14 protein-coding genes are annotated in these 12,558 nt (G+C 72.4%); 9 read left to right on the top strand and 5 right to left on the bottom strand.

Annotated features, from left to right (window positions below; genetic code table 11):
• Positions 1–18: 18 nt before the first annotated feature.
• The 4 genes from LZ604_RS01815 to LZ604_RS01800 are packed head-to-tail and all read left to right on the top strand — an operon-like array spanning position 19 to position 2,269.
• On the top strand, positions 19–417 hold the full coding sequence (locus LZ604_RS01815; protein WP_234511768.1) for a hypothetical protein: 399 nt from the start codon (positions 19–21) through the stop codon (positions 415–417).
• Complete coding sequence (locus LZ604_RS01810) at positions 414–1,322, top strand: transcriptional regulator (RefSeq protein ID WP_234511766.1); 909 nt, start codon at positions 414–416, stop codon at positions 1,320–1,322. The genes LZ604_RS01815 and LZ604_RS01810 overlap by 4 nt, the downstream gene beginning before the upstream one ends.
• A gap of 40 nt (positions 1,323–1,362) precedes the next feature.
• Positions 1,363–1,878: a roadblock/LC7 domain-containing protein gene (locus LZ604_RS01805; protein WP_234511764.1), complete on the top strand. Its 516-nt coding sequence runs from the start codon at positions 1,363–1,365 to the stop codon at positions 1,876–1,878.
• Positions 1,879–1,894: 16 nt separating this feature from the next.
• Complete coding sequence (locus LZ604_RS01800) at positions 1,895–2,269, top strand: roadblock/LC7 domain-containing protein (protein WP_234511762.1); 375 nt, start codon at positions 1,895–1,897, stop codon at positions 2,267–2,269.
• 29 nt (positions 2,270–2,298) lie between these two features.
• On the opposite strand, the gene LZ604_RS01795 is transcribed toward LZ604_RS01800, so the two are convergent.
• Complete coding sequence (locus LZ604_RS01795; protein WP_234511760.1) at positions 2,299–2,880, bottom strand: hypothetical protein; 582 nt, start codon at positions 2,878–2,880, stop codon at positions 2,299–2,301.
• Between the two features lie 84 nt (positions 2,881–2,964).
• Positions 2,965–3,807, bottom strand: a complete 843-nt coding sequence (locus LZ604_RS01790; protein WP_234511758.1) for a MurR/RpiR family transcriptional regulator — start codon at positions 3,805–3,807, stop codon at positions 2,965–2,967.
• Positions 3,808–4,652: 845 nt separating this feature from the next.
• On the opposite strand from LZ604_RS01790, the gene LZ604_RS01785 reads away from it, so the two are divergent.
• Entirely contained in the window at positions 4,653–5,075 is a 423-nt protein-coding gene (locus LZ604_RS01785; RefSeq protein ID WP_234511913.1) for a hypothetical protein, read from the top strand.
• A gap of 408 nt (positions 5,076–5,483) precedes the next feature.
• On the opposite strand, the gene LZ604_RS01780 is transcribed toward LZ604_RS01785, so the two are convergent.
• On the bottom strand, positions 5,484–6,872 hold the full coding sequence (locus LZ604_RS01780) for a cystathionine beta-synthase (RefSeq protein ID WP_234511756.1): 1,389 nt from the start codon (positions 6,870–6,872) through the stop codon (positions 5,484–5,486).
• 174 nt (positions 6,873–7,046) lie between these two features.
• On the opposite strand from LZ604_RS01780, the gene LZ604_RS01775 reads away from it, so the two are divergent.
• The 3 genes from LZ604_RS01775 to LZ604_RS01765 all read left to right on the top strand — a co-directional run bounded on the left by LZ604_RS01775 (position 7,047) and on the right by LZ604_RS01765 (position 10,619).
• Positions 7,047–8,147: an SGNH/GDSL hydrolase family protein gene (locus LZ604_RS01775; RefSeq protein ID WP_234511753.1), complete on the top strand. Its 1,101-nt coding sequence runs from the start codon at positions 7,047–7,049 to the stop codon at positions 8,145–8,147.
• A 168-nt stretch (positions 8,148–8,315) separates the two neighbouring features.
• On the top strand, positions 8,316–9,536 hold the full coding sequence (locus tag LZ604_RS01770; protein WP_234511751.1) for an acetyl-CoA C-acetyltransferase: 1,221 nt from the start codon (positions 8,316–8,318) through the stop codon (positions 9,534–9,536).
• Between the two features lie 264 nt (positions 9,537–9,800).
• Positions 9,801–10,619, top strand: coding sequence for a hypothetical protein (locus LZ604_RS01765; protein ID WP_234511749.1), 819 nt, complete (start codon positions 9,801–9,803; stop codon positions 10,617–10,619).
• Between the two features lie 23 nt (positions 10,620–10,642).
• On the opposite strand, the gene LZ604_RS01760 is transcribed toward LZ604_RS01765, so the two are convergent.
• The gene (locus tag LZ604_RS01760) at positions 10,643–10,954 is read right to left on the bottom strand and encodes a hypothetical protein (protein WP_234511747.1); all 312 of its coding nucleotides are present in this window, start codon (positions 10,952–10,954) and stop codon (positions 10,643–10,645) included.
• A gap of 101 nt (positions 10,955–11,055) precedes the next feature.
• On the opposite strand from LZ604_RS01760, the gene LZ604_RS01755 reads away from it, so the two are divergent.
• Complete coding sequence (locus tag LZ604_RS01755) at positions 11,056–11,283, top strand: DUF4287 domain-containing protein (protein WP_234511744.1); 228 nt, start codon at positions 11,056–11,058, stop codon at positions 11,281–11,283.
• A gap of 83 nt (positions 11,284–11,366) precedes the next feature.
• Here LZ604_RS01755 and LZ604_RS01750 read toward each other — a convergent pair whose 3' ends face one another.
• Positions 11,367–12,254: a Bax inhibitor-1/YccA family protein gene (locus LZ604_RS01750; RefSeq protein WP_234511742.1), complete on the bottom strand. Its 888-nt coding sequence runs from the start codon at positions 12,252–12,254 to the stop codon at positions 11,367–11,369.
• Between the last annotated feature and the right edge of the window lie 304 nt (positions 12,255–12,558).

The following is a 12,558-nucleotide window of genomic DNA, read 5'->3' as shown; positions in this document are numbered from 1 at the left end:
GGCGGGAGGGGAGCCAGGGTGCCCGGAATCGACGAGTGCCTGTTGGAAGCCATGCGACTGCCCGGTGCCCGGGGCGCCGCGGTGGTCGACTGGACCAGCGGGCTCGCGCTGGGCACGGTCGGGGACGCACCCGGCGGTGACCACGAGACGACCGCGGCGGAGGCCGCGGAGCTGGCCCGGCTGGCCGCCGAACACCGCGCGTTCGCCCCGGAGGACGACGCCGACTGGTCCGACGACGCGTGCCCGGTCGAGGACCTGATCATCGCCAACCGGGACAGCTACCACCTGCTGCGGTTCGTCCCGACGACGTTCGACAGCAGCGTCTTCCTGCACCTGTGGCTGGCCCGCGCGGAAGGCAACCTCGCCCTCGCCCGCATCCGGCTCGGCGAGATGGCCGGGCGGCTGGTGCTGGGATGACGATGGTCGCGACTCCTCCGCCGCCCCCGCTGCCCACGCGGCAGCGCACGCAGATCCCGAGCGGCGGCCTGTCCCCCATGCTCAGCAGGCTCGCCGCCGAACGGGCCACCGGAGTGCTGATGCGCGAGGGAGGCCTGCTCCATCTGGCCGACGGCCAGGTGGTGTACGCCGAGAGCCCCGCGACCCCCGGCCTCGACGCCCTGCTCATCGCGCGCGGCGCGCTCGACGAGGACGGCTGGCGCGAGGCGGTCGCCGAGGCGGGGACGCGCCACCGGGTGGGACGGTTCCTGGTCGACAGCGGCCTCATCAGCGAGGGCGCCCTGGAACTGTGCCATCTGGGGGCGCTGTACGACGCGGCGTACTTCGTCCTGGGCCCGAGCAGCGCCCCCGCCCGCTTCCGGTACGGCGAGGCGCACTGGCTGGGCCCCGTGCGCCCGGTACCGGTGGCCGGGGTGGAGCGCGAGACGGTGCGCCGCCGTGAGCTGCTGCACCGCATCTGGCCCGACCCGGCCACGGACGAGGCCCCTCTCCTGCGCACCGGCCATCCGGTGGTCACGTCGGTCACGCCCCGCCAGGGGGAGGTGCTCGACCGGATCGACGGAGTGCGCACGGCGGCGGACATCTCCCGGGCGCTGGGCCGCCCGGCGTTCCACACGCTGGTCGACGTACGGCGTCTGGCGGCGGCAGGCGCCGTCACGGCCCGCCCGGTGCCCGTTCCCGGCCCGGCTCCGAGCCCGTTCCCCGCCCTCGGCGCGGCCCCGGGCGTCGGCCCGGGCCCGGTGCCGCAGGCCCCGTCACCCCCGCACGAGGCCCCGAGGGCCGCACCCACCGATCTGTCATCGCCTTTCGCCGACCCCCACATCACGTTGCTGAAGAGGCTGAGGGATGCGCTGGAGGCCCTTTGACCGGCTCGAACGCCAACGCCCCGCCGAGAGGAGACCCCTGATGGACGCGGAGCCCGAGGTCCTCGACGAACTCCGCCGCCTGAGGACCCGCATCCCCCAGCTGACCGGCGCCCTCGCCGCCAGCGTCGACGGACTGGTCCTCGCCCAGGACACCGCCGGCGTCGAACCCGAGGGTGTCGCCGCGCTCACCGCCGCTGCGCTGGGCGTCGCCATACGGCTGGCGGACGCGACAGGACAGGGCGACTTCCGCGAACTGCTCGTCCGCGGCGTCCACGGTTACGTCGCCACGTACGCCGCGGGCCGCGGCGCGGTCCTCACCCTGCTCGCCGAGGACCGCGTCAACGTCGGCCGGCTGCATCTGGAGGGCCGCCGCGCCAGCAGCCGTATCGGCGAGCTGATCGACGAGGCCGCCCCGCGGGCCGAGCCGCCACGGGCCCGTACCGCGAGAACCGCCACCGATACCACCGCCAGGTCCGCCCCCTTGCGGACCCGTACCGCGCGCACCCCCGCGAGCCCACGTTCGGCCGCGAACGCGCGCACCACCACGGAAAGTTGAAAGGACACACGCACACATGGCCAACACCGAAACCGCGCTGAAAGAGGCGCTCGCCTCCATCGAGGGCGCGACCGGAGCCGCTCTCGTCGACTACACCACCGGCATGGCGCTGGGCACGATGGGCGGCAGCAAGAGCTTCGACCTCACGGTCGCGGCCGCCGGCAACACCGATGTCGTACGGGCCAAGCTGCGCACCATGGAGCACCTCGGACTCAAGGGGCAGATCGAGGACATCCTGATCACCCTGTCCGACCAGTACCACCTGATCCGGCTGCTGACCGGCCGCGGCGGCAACGGCCTGTTCCTCTATCTGGTCCTCGACGCCAAGCGCGCCAACCTGGCGATGGCGCGCCACCAGCTGAGGAAGATCGAGGAGGACCTGGAGGTCTGACCTCCCGGCCCGTCCGCTCCCGGCCCGCGCTACACCAGCTCCGCGGTACGGCGGCGCGCCCCGCCCGGGGCCGCGTCGCCGGCCGCGATGCCGGTGCTGCGGTAGCCCTTGACCGGCTTGCCCGCGGGGGCGCCCCCGCGGGCGAGCCAGTCGACCCGCACCCACAGCAGTGCCTCGTCGGCGCGCTCGCGGCGGCCGAGCCAGGCGGCCTTGAGCCGCAGCCCGGTGCCCGTCCCGGCGAGCAGCATCCCTCCGGCGGCGGGCACCGCGAAGGAGCCGGCGAGCGCAGCGGCGAAGGCGGCGAGCAGCCACCAGCGGTGGCCGCGCCGCCAGGTCCGTACGGTCACCGCGCGGTCCTGGAGCACGTCGTACTTGCCGGCGCGGGCGGCGCCACGGGCAAGAGCCGTGTACCGCTTGCGGCGCGCGTACCCGACCACGGCCGCGGCGACGACGAACAGCCCCGCCCCGGCCAAGACGCCGATCCGGCGCCCCGTCACTCCGGGCACCAGAACCCCGATACCGGCCGCCAGCACCCCGAGCCACCACAGCGGTGCGGCCCCGGCCCGTACGACGACGGCCACCCGTGCAAGTCCCTGACCTCCGCGCGCCACCCTCAGCCTCCTGTCTCACCCGGTTCAGCGCCTTGGTGCGCGCAGACTAACGAGCCAACGTGAGACGAGTCTGAAAAAACGGGGCTACTCGACGAACAGCCCCCGGGACGCCGCCCGCACATCGAATTCCTCGAGGCGCGCCTGGGCGTCCGGCAGGTCGTCGCACATCGCCTCCAGCAGGACCCGGCCGAGCAGCATCGGCGCGCAGGCCGTGTCGAAGGCGAGCCCCGTGCCCACGGCGGCCGGCAGCAGCAGGTCCGAGACCTTGGCCACCGGCGCGAACGCCGAGTCGGCGACCGTGACCACCGTCAGACCCGCCTGCCGGGCGTACCCGAGGGCGTCCACGACCTCGCGTGGATGCCGGGGCAGCGCGAAGCACAGCAGGGCGCTCGCACCGGCCCGTACGGCCGCGTCGATGCGGTCGTTCAGCATCGTGCCGCCCTCGTGGAGCAGCCGTACGTCCGGGTGGACCTTGGCGGCGAAGTATGTGAAGCCGTACGCCTGGGAGGCCGCGGCCCGCAGGCCGAGCACGGGCAGCGGGCGGGAGGCGGCGAGGATCCGTCCGGCCTTCCGCACGGGCTGGGGGTCGGCCAGCAGCTCGGCCAGGTGCTTCAGGTTCTGGATCTCGGCCTCGACGGCCTGCTGGTACTCGTTGTACACGCCCGGCTCCGCGGCCTGTTCCACGGGCGCGACCTCGCGCAGATGCTTGCGCAGCGCCGGGTAGCCGTCGAAGCCGAGGGCCACCGCGAACCGGGTGACCGACGGCTGGCTGACCCCGGCGAGTTCGGCCAGTTCCACGCTCGACAGGAACGGCACGTCGGCGGCGCGCCGAACCATGCTGTGCGCGATGCGCCGCTGGGTCGGCGTGAGCCGGTGTCCCTCGAAGAGCGCCTGCAACCGTGCCGCAGCGCTGTCGGTCACGCTCATCACGTGCTCCCCCTCAAGATGTTCGCGTGCGGCGTTCCGCGTGCGGCGTTCCGCGTCCGGGGCCCCTGTTCCCGGGTCATGTCCACCTATTCAAACACCAAGAAACCTGCATGGCGATATGCAGGCGGGGGCACGTGCGCCGCCCGCACGGCGTGCACTCCGGGGTACGCGGACGGATGCGCCGGCTGACGATCAAGACGCGGTATCGGGGCGGCGATGATCCGACGACGAATCAACCAAGCGTCATCAAACCAACACACACGGTGACCACACGGCTGCCTACGGTGCACCTGCGCCGCGCTCAACGCCCCCGGTGAGCGCGGCGCTCCTCCTCGTCCCAGGACGGTACGGCCCGGAGGAGGCGTCATGGTCTTGGAGCGCAGGGCCCTTCTGGCGGCCGCGGCCGTGGGCGCAGTGGCCGGACCCGCCGCGTCGCCCGCTCGCGGCGCGGCTCTTCGCCCGCCGGTCACCGTCCCCGGCGCGATCGCCGCACTGCCGGCCTCGACCGGGGCTCGAGGAGCTGCTGTGTTCTGCGGCTGCTGGTGGACGAGATCGCCGCCGCCCGCCGGACCCGGGCGCTGCCCGGCGACTGGCTGGACCTCACGGTCCGGGCGCGCGCCTCGTGGGTGCGCGACGCGATCCGCGCGGACCCGGCCTTCGGGCCGGCGCGGGTGGCGGCGGCACGGTGCTACCTGGACACGGGGCTGGTCTCGCTGCTGCCCGCGTCGGCCCGGCGGCCCGGACGGGAGTCCCGGGGGACTCCGGGCGGACCTCACCCCGAAGAGGGGGGCTTTCCCCAGTGCCGCGGGGCGTTCCGGCTCCCTAACGTGGTGCGCATGACCGGAATGGAGGCGCGAGGCGCCGACCTCAGGAAAGAACTCGACGCCACCCTGCAGGCCCGCAGGGAACTGGGCGAGGAGTACGAGCCGGCGCTGGTCGAGTCGTTCCTCGAGAAGGTCGACCAGCGCATCGACGGCGCGGTCGACCGCCGCCTGCGCAGGCACCTGGCCGAGCAGCGGATGGTGGCGGCGCGCGACGCCCGGTCCCCGCGGGCGATGGACTCCTGGGGCGAGCGCTTCGGCTTCGGCATCGTCTCGCTGGTGCTGGCGATACCTCTGTCGGCGATCGGCGGCAGCCTCGGCCATCTGCCGGGCCTGCTGGCCGCCTGGGCGGGCATCGTCGGGGTCAACGCCGTCCAGGCCGCCCGCACCACCCCGGGCCTGTTCCGCCGCCATCGGCCCTCGGGCGCCGACGGCTGGGACGACTGAGAGCGGCGGGAAAGCCACCCGGGAGAAGGCCGGGGAAGAGGACCGGGGACGGCCGGAAAAGAGGGTGCGGGGACGGCCGGAAAAGAGATGCGCGGGGACCGCCGCACCCCCGTTGCCGGGGGGCGGGACGACGGCGGTCCCCGCGAGGGACGCGGGCCGGGTCAGGGCCGGGCTTGCGCGTCCATGGCGTCCATGGAGGTCCGGGAGCCGCTCCGGAGGTCCTTGGCGCCGTTTCGCTGCCGGTCCGGGCGGGGAGCCGCTCCCGCCCTGCCGACACCCACCAATGTGCCGGATGCGTGTTAAGCGGGTGCTGCGCGGACGTGACGCGCTCGTACCACTTCCGAGAAGCCCCGCCCCCGCGCGTCACCGTACGTGCGCCGCCGACACGCCCGGTTCACCGGACGTTCTCTACTGCTTCCCGCCCTTGGCCAGGAACGCCAGCAGGTCCTGCCGGCTGACCACGCCGGTCGGCTTGCCCTCGACGAGGACGATCGCGGCGTCGGCCGTGCCGAGCACGGACATCAGATCCGCGACCGGCTCACCGGAGCCGACCTGCGGCAGCGGCGCCGACATGTGCTTCTCCAGCGGGTCGTCCAGCGAGGCACGCTTGGTGAACAGCGCGTCCAGCAGCTCGCGCTCCACGACGGAGCCCACGACCTCCGCCGCCATGACGTCGGGGTGGCCGGCGCCCGGCTTCACGATCGGCATCTGCGAGACGCCGTACTCGCGCAGCACCTCGATGGCCTGGCCGACCGTCTCGTCGGGGTGCATGTGGACGAGGGAGGGGATGCCGCCCTCCTTGTCGCTCAGCACGTCCGCGACGCGGGCGCTCGGGCCGGCGTCCTCCAGGAAGCCGTAGTCGGCCATCCACTCGTCGTTGAAGATCTTGCTGAGGTAGCCACGGCCGCTGTCCGGCAGCAGCACGACGACGACGTCGTCCGGTCCCAGCCGCTCGGCGACCTCCAGCGCCGCCACGACCGCCATGCCGCAGGAGCCGCCGACCAGCAGGCCCTCCTCCTTCGCCAGCCGCCGGGTCATCTGGAAGGAGTCCTTGTCGGACACGGCGACGATCTCGTCGGCGACGGTCCGGTCGTACGCGGACGGCCAGAAGTCCTCACCGACGCCCTCGACGAGGTACGGCCGCCCGGAGCCGCCCGAGTACACCGAGCCCTCGGGGTCGGCACCGATGACCTTCACCCGGCCGTCGCTGACGTCCTTCAGGTAGCGCCCGGTGCCGGAGATGGTCCCGCCCGTGCCGACGCCCGCGACGAAATGGGTGATCTTCCCCTCCGTCTGCTCCCACAGCTCGGGGCCGGTCGAGTGATAGTGCGAAAGGGGATTGTTGGGGTTGGAGTACTGGTCCGGCTTCCACGCGCCGGGGGTCTCCCGGACGAGCCGGTCGGAGACGTTGTAATACGAATCCGGGTGCTCCGGGGCCACCGCCGTCGGGCACACGACCACTTCCGCGCCGTACGCGCGCAGAACGTTGATCTTGTCCGTGGAGACCTTGTCGGGGCACACGAAGATGCACTTGTAGCCCTTCTGCTGGGCCACGATCGCGAGTCCGACGCCCGTGTTGCCGCTGGTCGGCTCGACGATCGTGCCGCCGGGCTTGAGCTCGCCGCTCTGCTCGGCCGCCTCGATCATGCGCAGGGCGATGCGGTCCTTCACGGAACCGCCGGGGTTGAAGTACTCGACCTTCGCGAGGACGGTCGCCTGGATTCCGGCGGCCACCCGGTTGAGCCTGACCAGCGGCGTGTTGCCGACCAGGCTGATCATCGAGTCGTGGAATTGCACCGTTGTCTCCGGTTGCTTGCAAAAAAATGGTCGTGATGGTCCCGCCAGCGTAAGCGCTCCCGCGCCAGGACGGTTTGCCGCGGAGGTCCCGGCAATCACGCGCCGTTGAGATTGGACGACGGTGTGTACGGGGCAAGCAGTGGATGTACGGCTTCGAGGAGGTGGTGGCGACGCATGTCGAGCATGTCGAGGGCGAGGGTGGCCCGGCGCATCGCGGCGGGCGCGGCGTACGGCGGCGGCGGAATCGGCCTGGCCGGGGCGGCCGCCGTCGGGCTGCTGCTCGCGGAGGTGCAGCTGGCCAAGCGCCAGGTGGGCAACGGGCACAGCCCCCAGCCGCCGAGCGCGGACGGACTGTACGGACGGGGCTACGCCGGTGTGGACGGACCGCCACTGAGGCTGATGATGCTCGGTGACTCCACGGCCGCGGGACAGGGCGTGCGCCGCTTCCGCCAGACGCCGGGCGCACTGCTGGCCTCGGGGCTCGCGGCGGTCGCGGAACGCCCGGTGGAGCTGCGGGTGGTGGCTCTCCCCGGAGCGCAGTCGGACGACCTCGACCGCCAGGTGACGTCGGCGCTGGAGGGCCCGGATCCGGTCCCCGACATCTGCGTGATCATGGTCGGCGCGAACGATGTGACGCACCGCATGCCCCCCACGCGCTCGGTGCGCCATCTGTCGGCCGCCGTGCGCCGGCTGCGCACGGCGGGCGCGGAGGTCGTGGTGGGCACCTGCCCCGACCTCGGGACCATCGAGCCCGTCCAGCAGCCGCTGCGCTGGCTGGCCCGCCGCGCCTCCCGTCAGCTGGCCGCGGCGCAGACGATCGGCGTCGTCGAGCAGGGCGGCCGCACGGTGTCGCTGGGCGACCTGCTGGGCCCGGAGTTCGCGGCGAACCCGCGCGAACTCTTCGGCCCCGACAACTACCACCCCTCGGCGGAGGGCTATGCCACGGCGGCGATGGCGGTCCTGCCGACGGTCTGCGCGGCCCTGGGCCTGTGGCCGGCGGAGGAGGAGCGCCCGGACGCGTCCCGCCGCGAGGGCTTCCTGCCGGTGGCCCGTGCGGCTGCGGAGGCGGCCTCGGAGGCGGGCACCGAGGTCACGGCCGCCCTCCCGACGGGCCCCCGGGGCCCCTGGGCCCTCCTCAAGCGGCGTCGCCGCCGGCGTCTCCCGACCCCGGACGCGGCCCCGGCCACGGAACCGGAACCAGCGGCCTGGCCGCCCACCGCACCCGCTCCGGGTCCCGGCTCGACTGCCCCGGCCCCGGAGCGCAGACTTCCGTGAGAGACCACCCCGGCTCCCGGTCACGCGCCCTTTCCCGCGACCCCGGCCGGAAAAAAGCAAGCGCTTAGAAAAGTGCGGCCGGAGTCACACCCCCACGCCCGTGACCTCCCCCGTACGTACGGGTAACTTCCCTCACAGCCCTGCCTCCCCTCGTGCAATGGAGCCGTGATGCCCGAAGCCGTCATCGTCTCGACCGCCCGCTCTCCCATCGGCCGCGCCTTCAAGGGCTCCCTCAAGGACCTCCGCCCGGACGACCTGACCGCGACGATCATCCAGGCGGCCCTGGCCAAGGTGCCCGCGCTGGACCCCAAGGACATCGACGACCTGATGCTCGGCTGCGGCCTCCCGGGCGGCGAGCAGGGGCACAACCTCGGCCGCATCGTCGCCGTGCAGATGGGCATGGACCACCTTCCGGGCTGCACCGTCACCCGGTACTGCTCCTCCTCCCTGCAGACCTCCCGCATGGCCCTGCACGCCATCAAGGCCGGCGAGGGCGACGTCTTCATATCCGCGGGCGTCGAGACGGTCAGCCGCAGCGTCAAGGGCACCTCCGACGGCCTCCCGGACACCCACAACCCCCTCTTCGCCGAGGCCGAGGCCCGCACCGCCGCCGTCGCCGAGTCCGAGGGCGCCGACTGGCACGACCCGCGCGAGGACGGCCTGCTGCCCGACCCGTACATCGCGATGGGCCAGACCGCCGAGAACCTCGCCCGGCTGAAGGGCGTCACCCGCGAGGAGATGGACGAGTTCGGCGTCCGCTCGCAGAACCTCGCCGAGCAGGCCATCGCCAAGGGCTTCTGGGAGCGCGAGATCACCCCGGTGACCCTCCCCGACGGGACGGTCGTCAGCAAGGACGACGGTCCGCGCCCCGGCGTGACCCTGGAGGGCGTGGCCGGCCTGAAGCCCGTCTTCCGCCCCGACGGCCGCGTCACCGCCGCCAACTGCTGCCCCCTGAACGACGGCGCCGCCGCCGTGATCATCATGAGCGACACCAAGGCCCGGGAGCTGGGGCTCACGCCGCTCGCCCGGATCGTCTCCACCGGTGTCTCCGGGCTCTCCCCCGAGATCATGGGCTACGGTCCCGTCGAGGCCAGCAAGCAGGCCCTCCAGCGGGCCGGCCTCACCATCGACGACATCGACCTCGTCGAGATCAACGAGGCCTTCGCCGCCCAGGTGATCCCCTCCTACCGCGACCTCGGCATCCCGCTGGACAAGCTGAACGTCAACGGCGGTGCCATCGCCGTCGGACACCCCTTCGGCATGACCGGCGCCCGTATCACCGGCACGCTGATCAACTCGCTCCAGTGGCACGACAAGCAGTTCGGCCTGGAGACGATGTGCGTCGGCGGCGGCCAGGGCATGGCGATGGTCATCGAGCGCCTGAGCTGACCTCACCGCGCCCCCTGCGCAATGGCCCGGAGCCCCTGTTCCCTCAGGGCTTCGGGCCGTTTTGTGATCCAATCTCCCCCAGGATGTGACCTATCTCCCTCCGAAGGATGTCTGCGCAGGTCAGAGCCGTTTCGGGGAGGGGTCCCCACACTCGGGTCATGTCCGTTTCGTGACGTTACGCACTGACAGCTGGTTAGTCCACCCTTCAAGCTGATGTAGGAAGTCGGGGGCCGACCTTGAACCGGGAGTACGTCAGTGAGCGCCATGCCGATTGCTCTGCTGCTCACCACGACCGCCACCGCGGGCGTGGGCGTCGCCGTCCTGTGCAGCGTGCGGGCACTGCGCCGACAGGTCGCGGCCCTGCGCGGCGAACTCACCGAGAGCCGTGCCGCCCAGGCGCACGGCCTGGTGCCGGCCGCCCGCTCCGCCGCGGACGCGGAGGAGATACGCGCCGCCGTGGCGGAGGCGCTCGCCGAGGAGCGGGAGCGCGAACTGGCCGAGGCACGTGCCTTCTGGGCCGCCCAGGAGGCCCGGGACATCGCCGACGCCCCCTCCCTGTTCGGCCTGCCCGACGTCGAGCTGTTCCTGCCCCGTCAGTCGGACTTCGCGGGCCTGGAGCACGACAGCCTGGAGCCGGTGGCGGAACCCTCAGCCGAGGAGAACGAGTTCGCCCGGGGCGTCTCCGCGGAGGACGGCTTCGCGGGCGACTCCCCCGAACTGGCCGCCGCCCGTCGCCGGCACCCCTCGCACCCCGACTTCGTCCCGTCCCCCTCCCCCGTCGTGGGCGACCACGAGCGCACGGTCGCCCGGCTGGAGGAACTGGCCGCCACCCGTACCGAACTCGCCGACGTGCGCCCCGGCCCGCTGGGCACCCTCGACGTCTACGTCTTCGCGGACGGCACGACGCTGTGTATGACCCCGGGGCACCGTGAGACCGCCGAGCGCCTGGCCGCGGCCGTGACGGCCGGCCACGCCCCGGTCCTGCTCGGCGGCTCGGGCATCTCGGGGGCGTACGCGCTGACGTTCGAGTGCGGCGACGAGAGCGTCTACATCCTGGCGGACCGCGTCATCGCGTCCCTGTGACCACCGCGCCGGAAGTCCACGCCTCAGACTCCGGCGCGTTGCTGCGCCTCCCGCACCAGCGCCACGGCCCGGGCGAGCTCCTCCTCGTCGCCGAGGACGAGTGCGAGATCGTGTGCGGCGACCGTGATCTGGTCGGCGGCCGCGAACATGCCCGCGTCCGGCATCTCTCGGGGCTCGGCCGAGGGGTCCTCCAGGAGCTGGGCGCGGCGCGCCAACTCCCTTGCCAGGCCGAGGGCCTCGGCCGCGGCGCCCCGTTGAAGCCGGCTCTGGGGAGCGGCCCGCAGCCGGTCGGCGAAGTGATCCACTGCCCGGGTCAAAGGCGTCGTATCAAGCACGCCGCGAGACTACGCGTCGCGGCAGCACTGTTGCCAACAGGCGAACACTCAGGCACGGTGACCTGAAGGACCGGCTTCATCGAATGCGTCCGGAGGCGCCGATGTCCCAAGTCTTCTCCGAGGAGACCCATCGCAATCTGCTCGCCCGCATCCCCCACTGCACCGGTCGTGAAGTCTCCGACTGGCTTCGCACCGTCGACGAAGGCCCCGCTCTCCGCTTCGAGGAGAAGGTCAGCTGGCTCCGGCACGAGCACAATCTCGCGTACGGCCACGCCAAAGCGATCATTCACGAGTACGACCTGAGGAGGGCCGCGCGCAAACTCGCCTGAGCGCGCACCACCGAACCGCACACCACACCGCGAAGGGCCCGCGAACCGTGGTTCGCGGGCCCTTCGGCACAGACCGACCGGAACTAGTCGTTACTGCTGAAGATGGCGACCAGCCGCAGCATCTCCACGTAGATCCACACAAGGGTCATGGTCAGGCCGAACGCGGCCAGCCAGGCCTCCTCGCGCGGCGCACCGTACGCGATGCCGTCCTCGATCTGCTTGAAGTCGAGGGTCAGGAAGAACGCGCCGAGCAGGATCGCGATGATGCCGACGAGCGCGCCCAGCGGGCCCATGCTGCGCAGCCCGCCGTCGGGGGCGGCGCCGAAGGCGACCAGCAGCAGGTTGACCGCCATCACCAGGACGAACGCGATGGCGATGGCCATGCCGATGCGGGCGTACCGCGCGGTGACACGGATCCAGCCCGCCTTGTAGACGAGCAGGGTCGCACCGGAGACCGCCATGGTGCCGAGCACCGCCTGGAAGGGCGCGCCGGACCACTGCGCGTTGTACATCTCGCTGATGACGCCGAGGAAGACGCCCTCGAAGGCGGCGTATCCCAGGATCAGCGCGGGCGAGGGGGTGCGCTTGAAGGACTGCACCATCGCCAGCACGAACGCGATCAGGGCGGAGCCGATCGCGAGGCCGTAGCTGGTGGACGAGACCGGCAGCAGCGCCCAGGCGAGGATCGCGCCGACGGCGACCGTGCCGAGCGTCATCGCCGAGCGCATGACGACGTCGTCCATCGTCATCCGGCCGGTGGTGGCCGGGGCCTGCGGCGGGCCGCCGTACTGGGTCTGCTGGGCGTAAGGGTTCTGGGCGTAGGGGTTGCCGCCCGCGTACGGGTTCTGCGCGTACGGGTTGCCCTGCGTGCCCACGGGGGCTCCCCCGGCCTGCGGCGCGGTGTTGAAGCCCGCGTAGCCGTTGTCGCGGCTGAACCCCCGTCGCGAGAAGACCGGGTTGCTGCTCCTCATTTCACTCCTCCATGGCCACCCTGCGTGGCCTTGGCTCAAGAGTAATAGGTAGGCAAAGGAATGACCCTAGTGCTTGAGGAGGATCTTTCCCTCACCCTTGCGCGCAACACGCTACGCACCTCCGTGATTCCCCGCACGGAACCGCTCCATCCATGACCGAGCCGGAACAGAGTCGAGACCGGCCGCTGATCAACCCGGGAGCTCGCCGTCACTCCGACGGGCGACACGGGAGCCGGGCGGGCGGGTGACACCGGACTCCGGTGCACTCACCCCGACGGCCTGCAAGGGTCCCCCTGGGCATCGC

Source organism: Streptomyces glomeratus (assembly GCF_021462825.1).
GTDB lineage: Bacteria > Actinomycetota > Actinomycetes > Streptomycetales > Streptomycetaceae > Streptomyces > Streptomyces glomeratus.
Note: the sequence above shows the minus strand (reverse complement) of the source record. Positions and strands in the feature narration are given on the sequence as shown.

Excerpts from the sequence above, each read along its gene's own strand:
- LZ604_RS01810 (WP_234511766.1), top strand. The coding sequence starts at position 414 with ATGACGATGGTCGCGACTCCTCCGCCGCCCCCGCTGCCCACGCGGCAG.
- LZ604_RS01805 (WP_234511764.1), top strand. The coding sequence starts at position 1,363 with ATGGACGCGGAGCCCGAGGTCCTCGACGAACTCCGCCGCCTGAGGACC.
- LZ604_RS01800 (WP_234511762.1), top strand. The coding sequence starts at position 1,895 with ATGGCCAACACCGAAACCGCGCTGAAAGAGGCGCTCGCCTCCATCGAG.
- LZ604_RS01790 (WP_234511758.1), bottom strand. The coding sequence starts at position 3,807 with ATGAGCGTGACCGACAGCGCTGCGGCACGGTTGCAGGCGCTCTTCGAG.
- LZ604_RS01785 (WP_234511913.1), top strand. The coding sequence starts at position 4,653 with ATGGAGGCGCGAGGCGCCGACCTCAGGAAAGAACTCGACGCCACCCTG.
- LZ604_RS01775 (WP_234511753.1), top strand. The coding sequence starts at position 7,047 with ATGTCGAGCATGTCGAGGGCGAGGGTGGCCCGGCGCATCGCGGCGGGC.
- LZ604_RS01770 (WP_234511751.1), top strand. The coding sequence starts at position 8,316 with ATGCCCGAAGCCGTCATCGTCTCGACCGCCCGCTCTCCCATCGGCCGC.
- LZ604_RS01765 (WP_234511749.1), top strand. The coding sequence starts at position 9,801 with ATGCCGATTGCTCTGCTGCTCACCACGACCGCCACCGCGGGCGTGGGC.
- LZ604_RS01755 (WP_234511744.1), top strand. The coding sequence starts at position 11,056 with ATGTCCCAAGTCTTCTCCGAGGAGACCCATCGCAATCTGCTCGCCCGC.
- LZ604_RS01750 (WP_234511742.1), bottom strand. The coding sequence starts at position 12,254 with ATGAGGAGCAGCAACCCGGTCTTCTCGCGACGGGGGTTCAGCCGCGAC.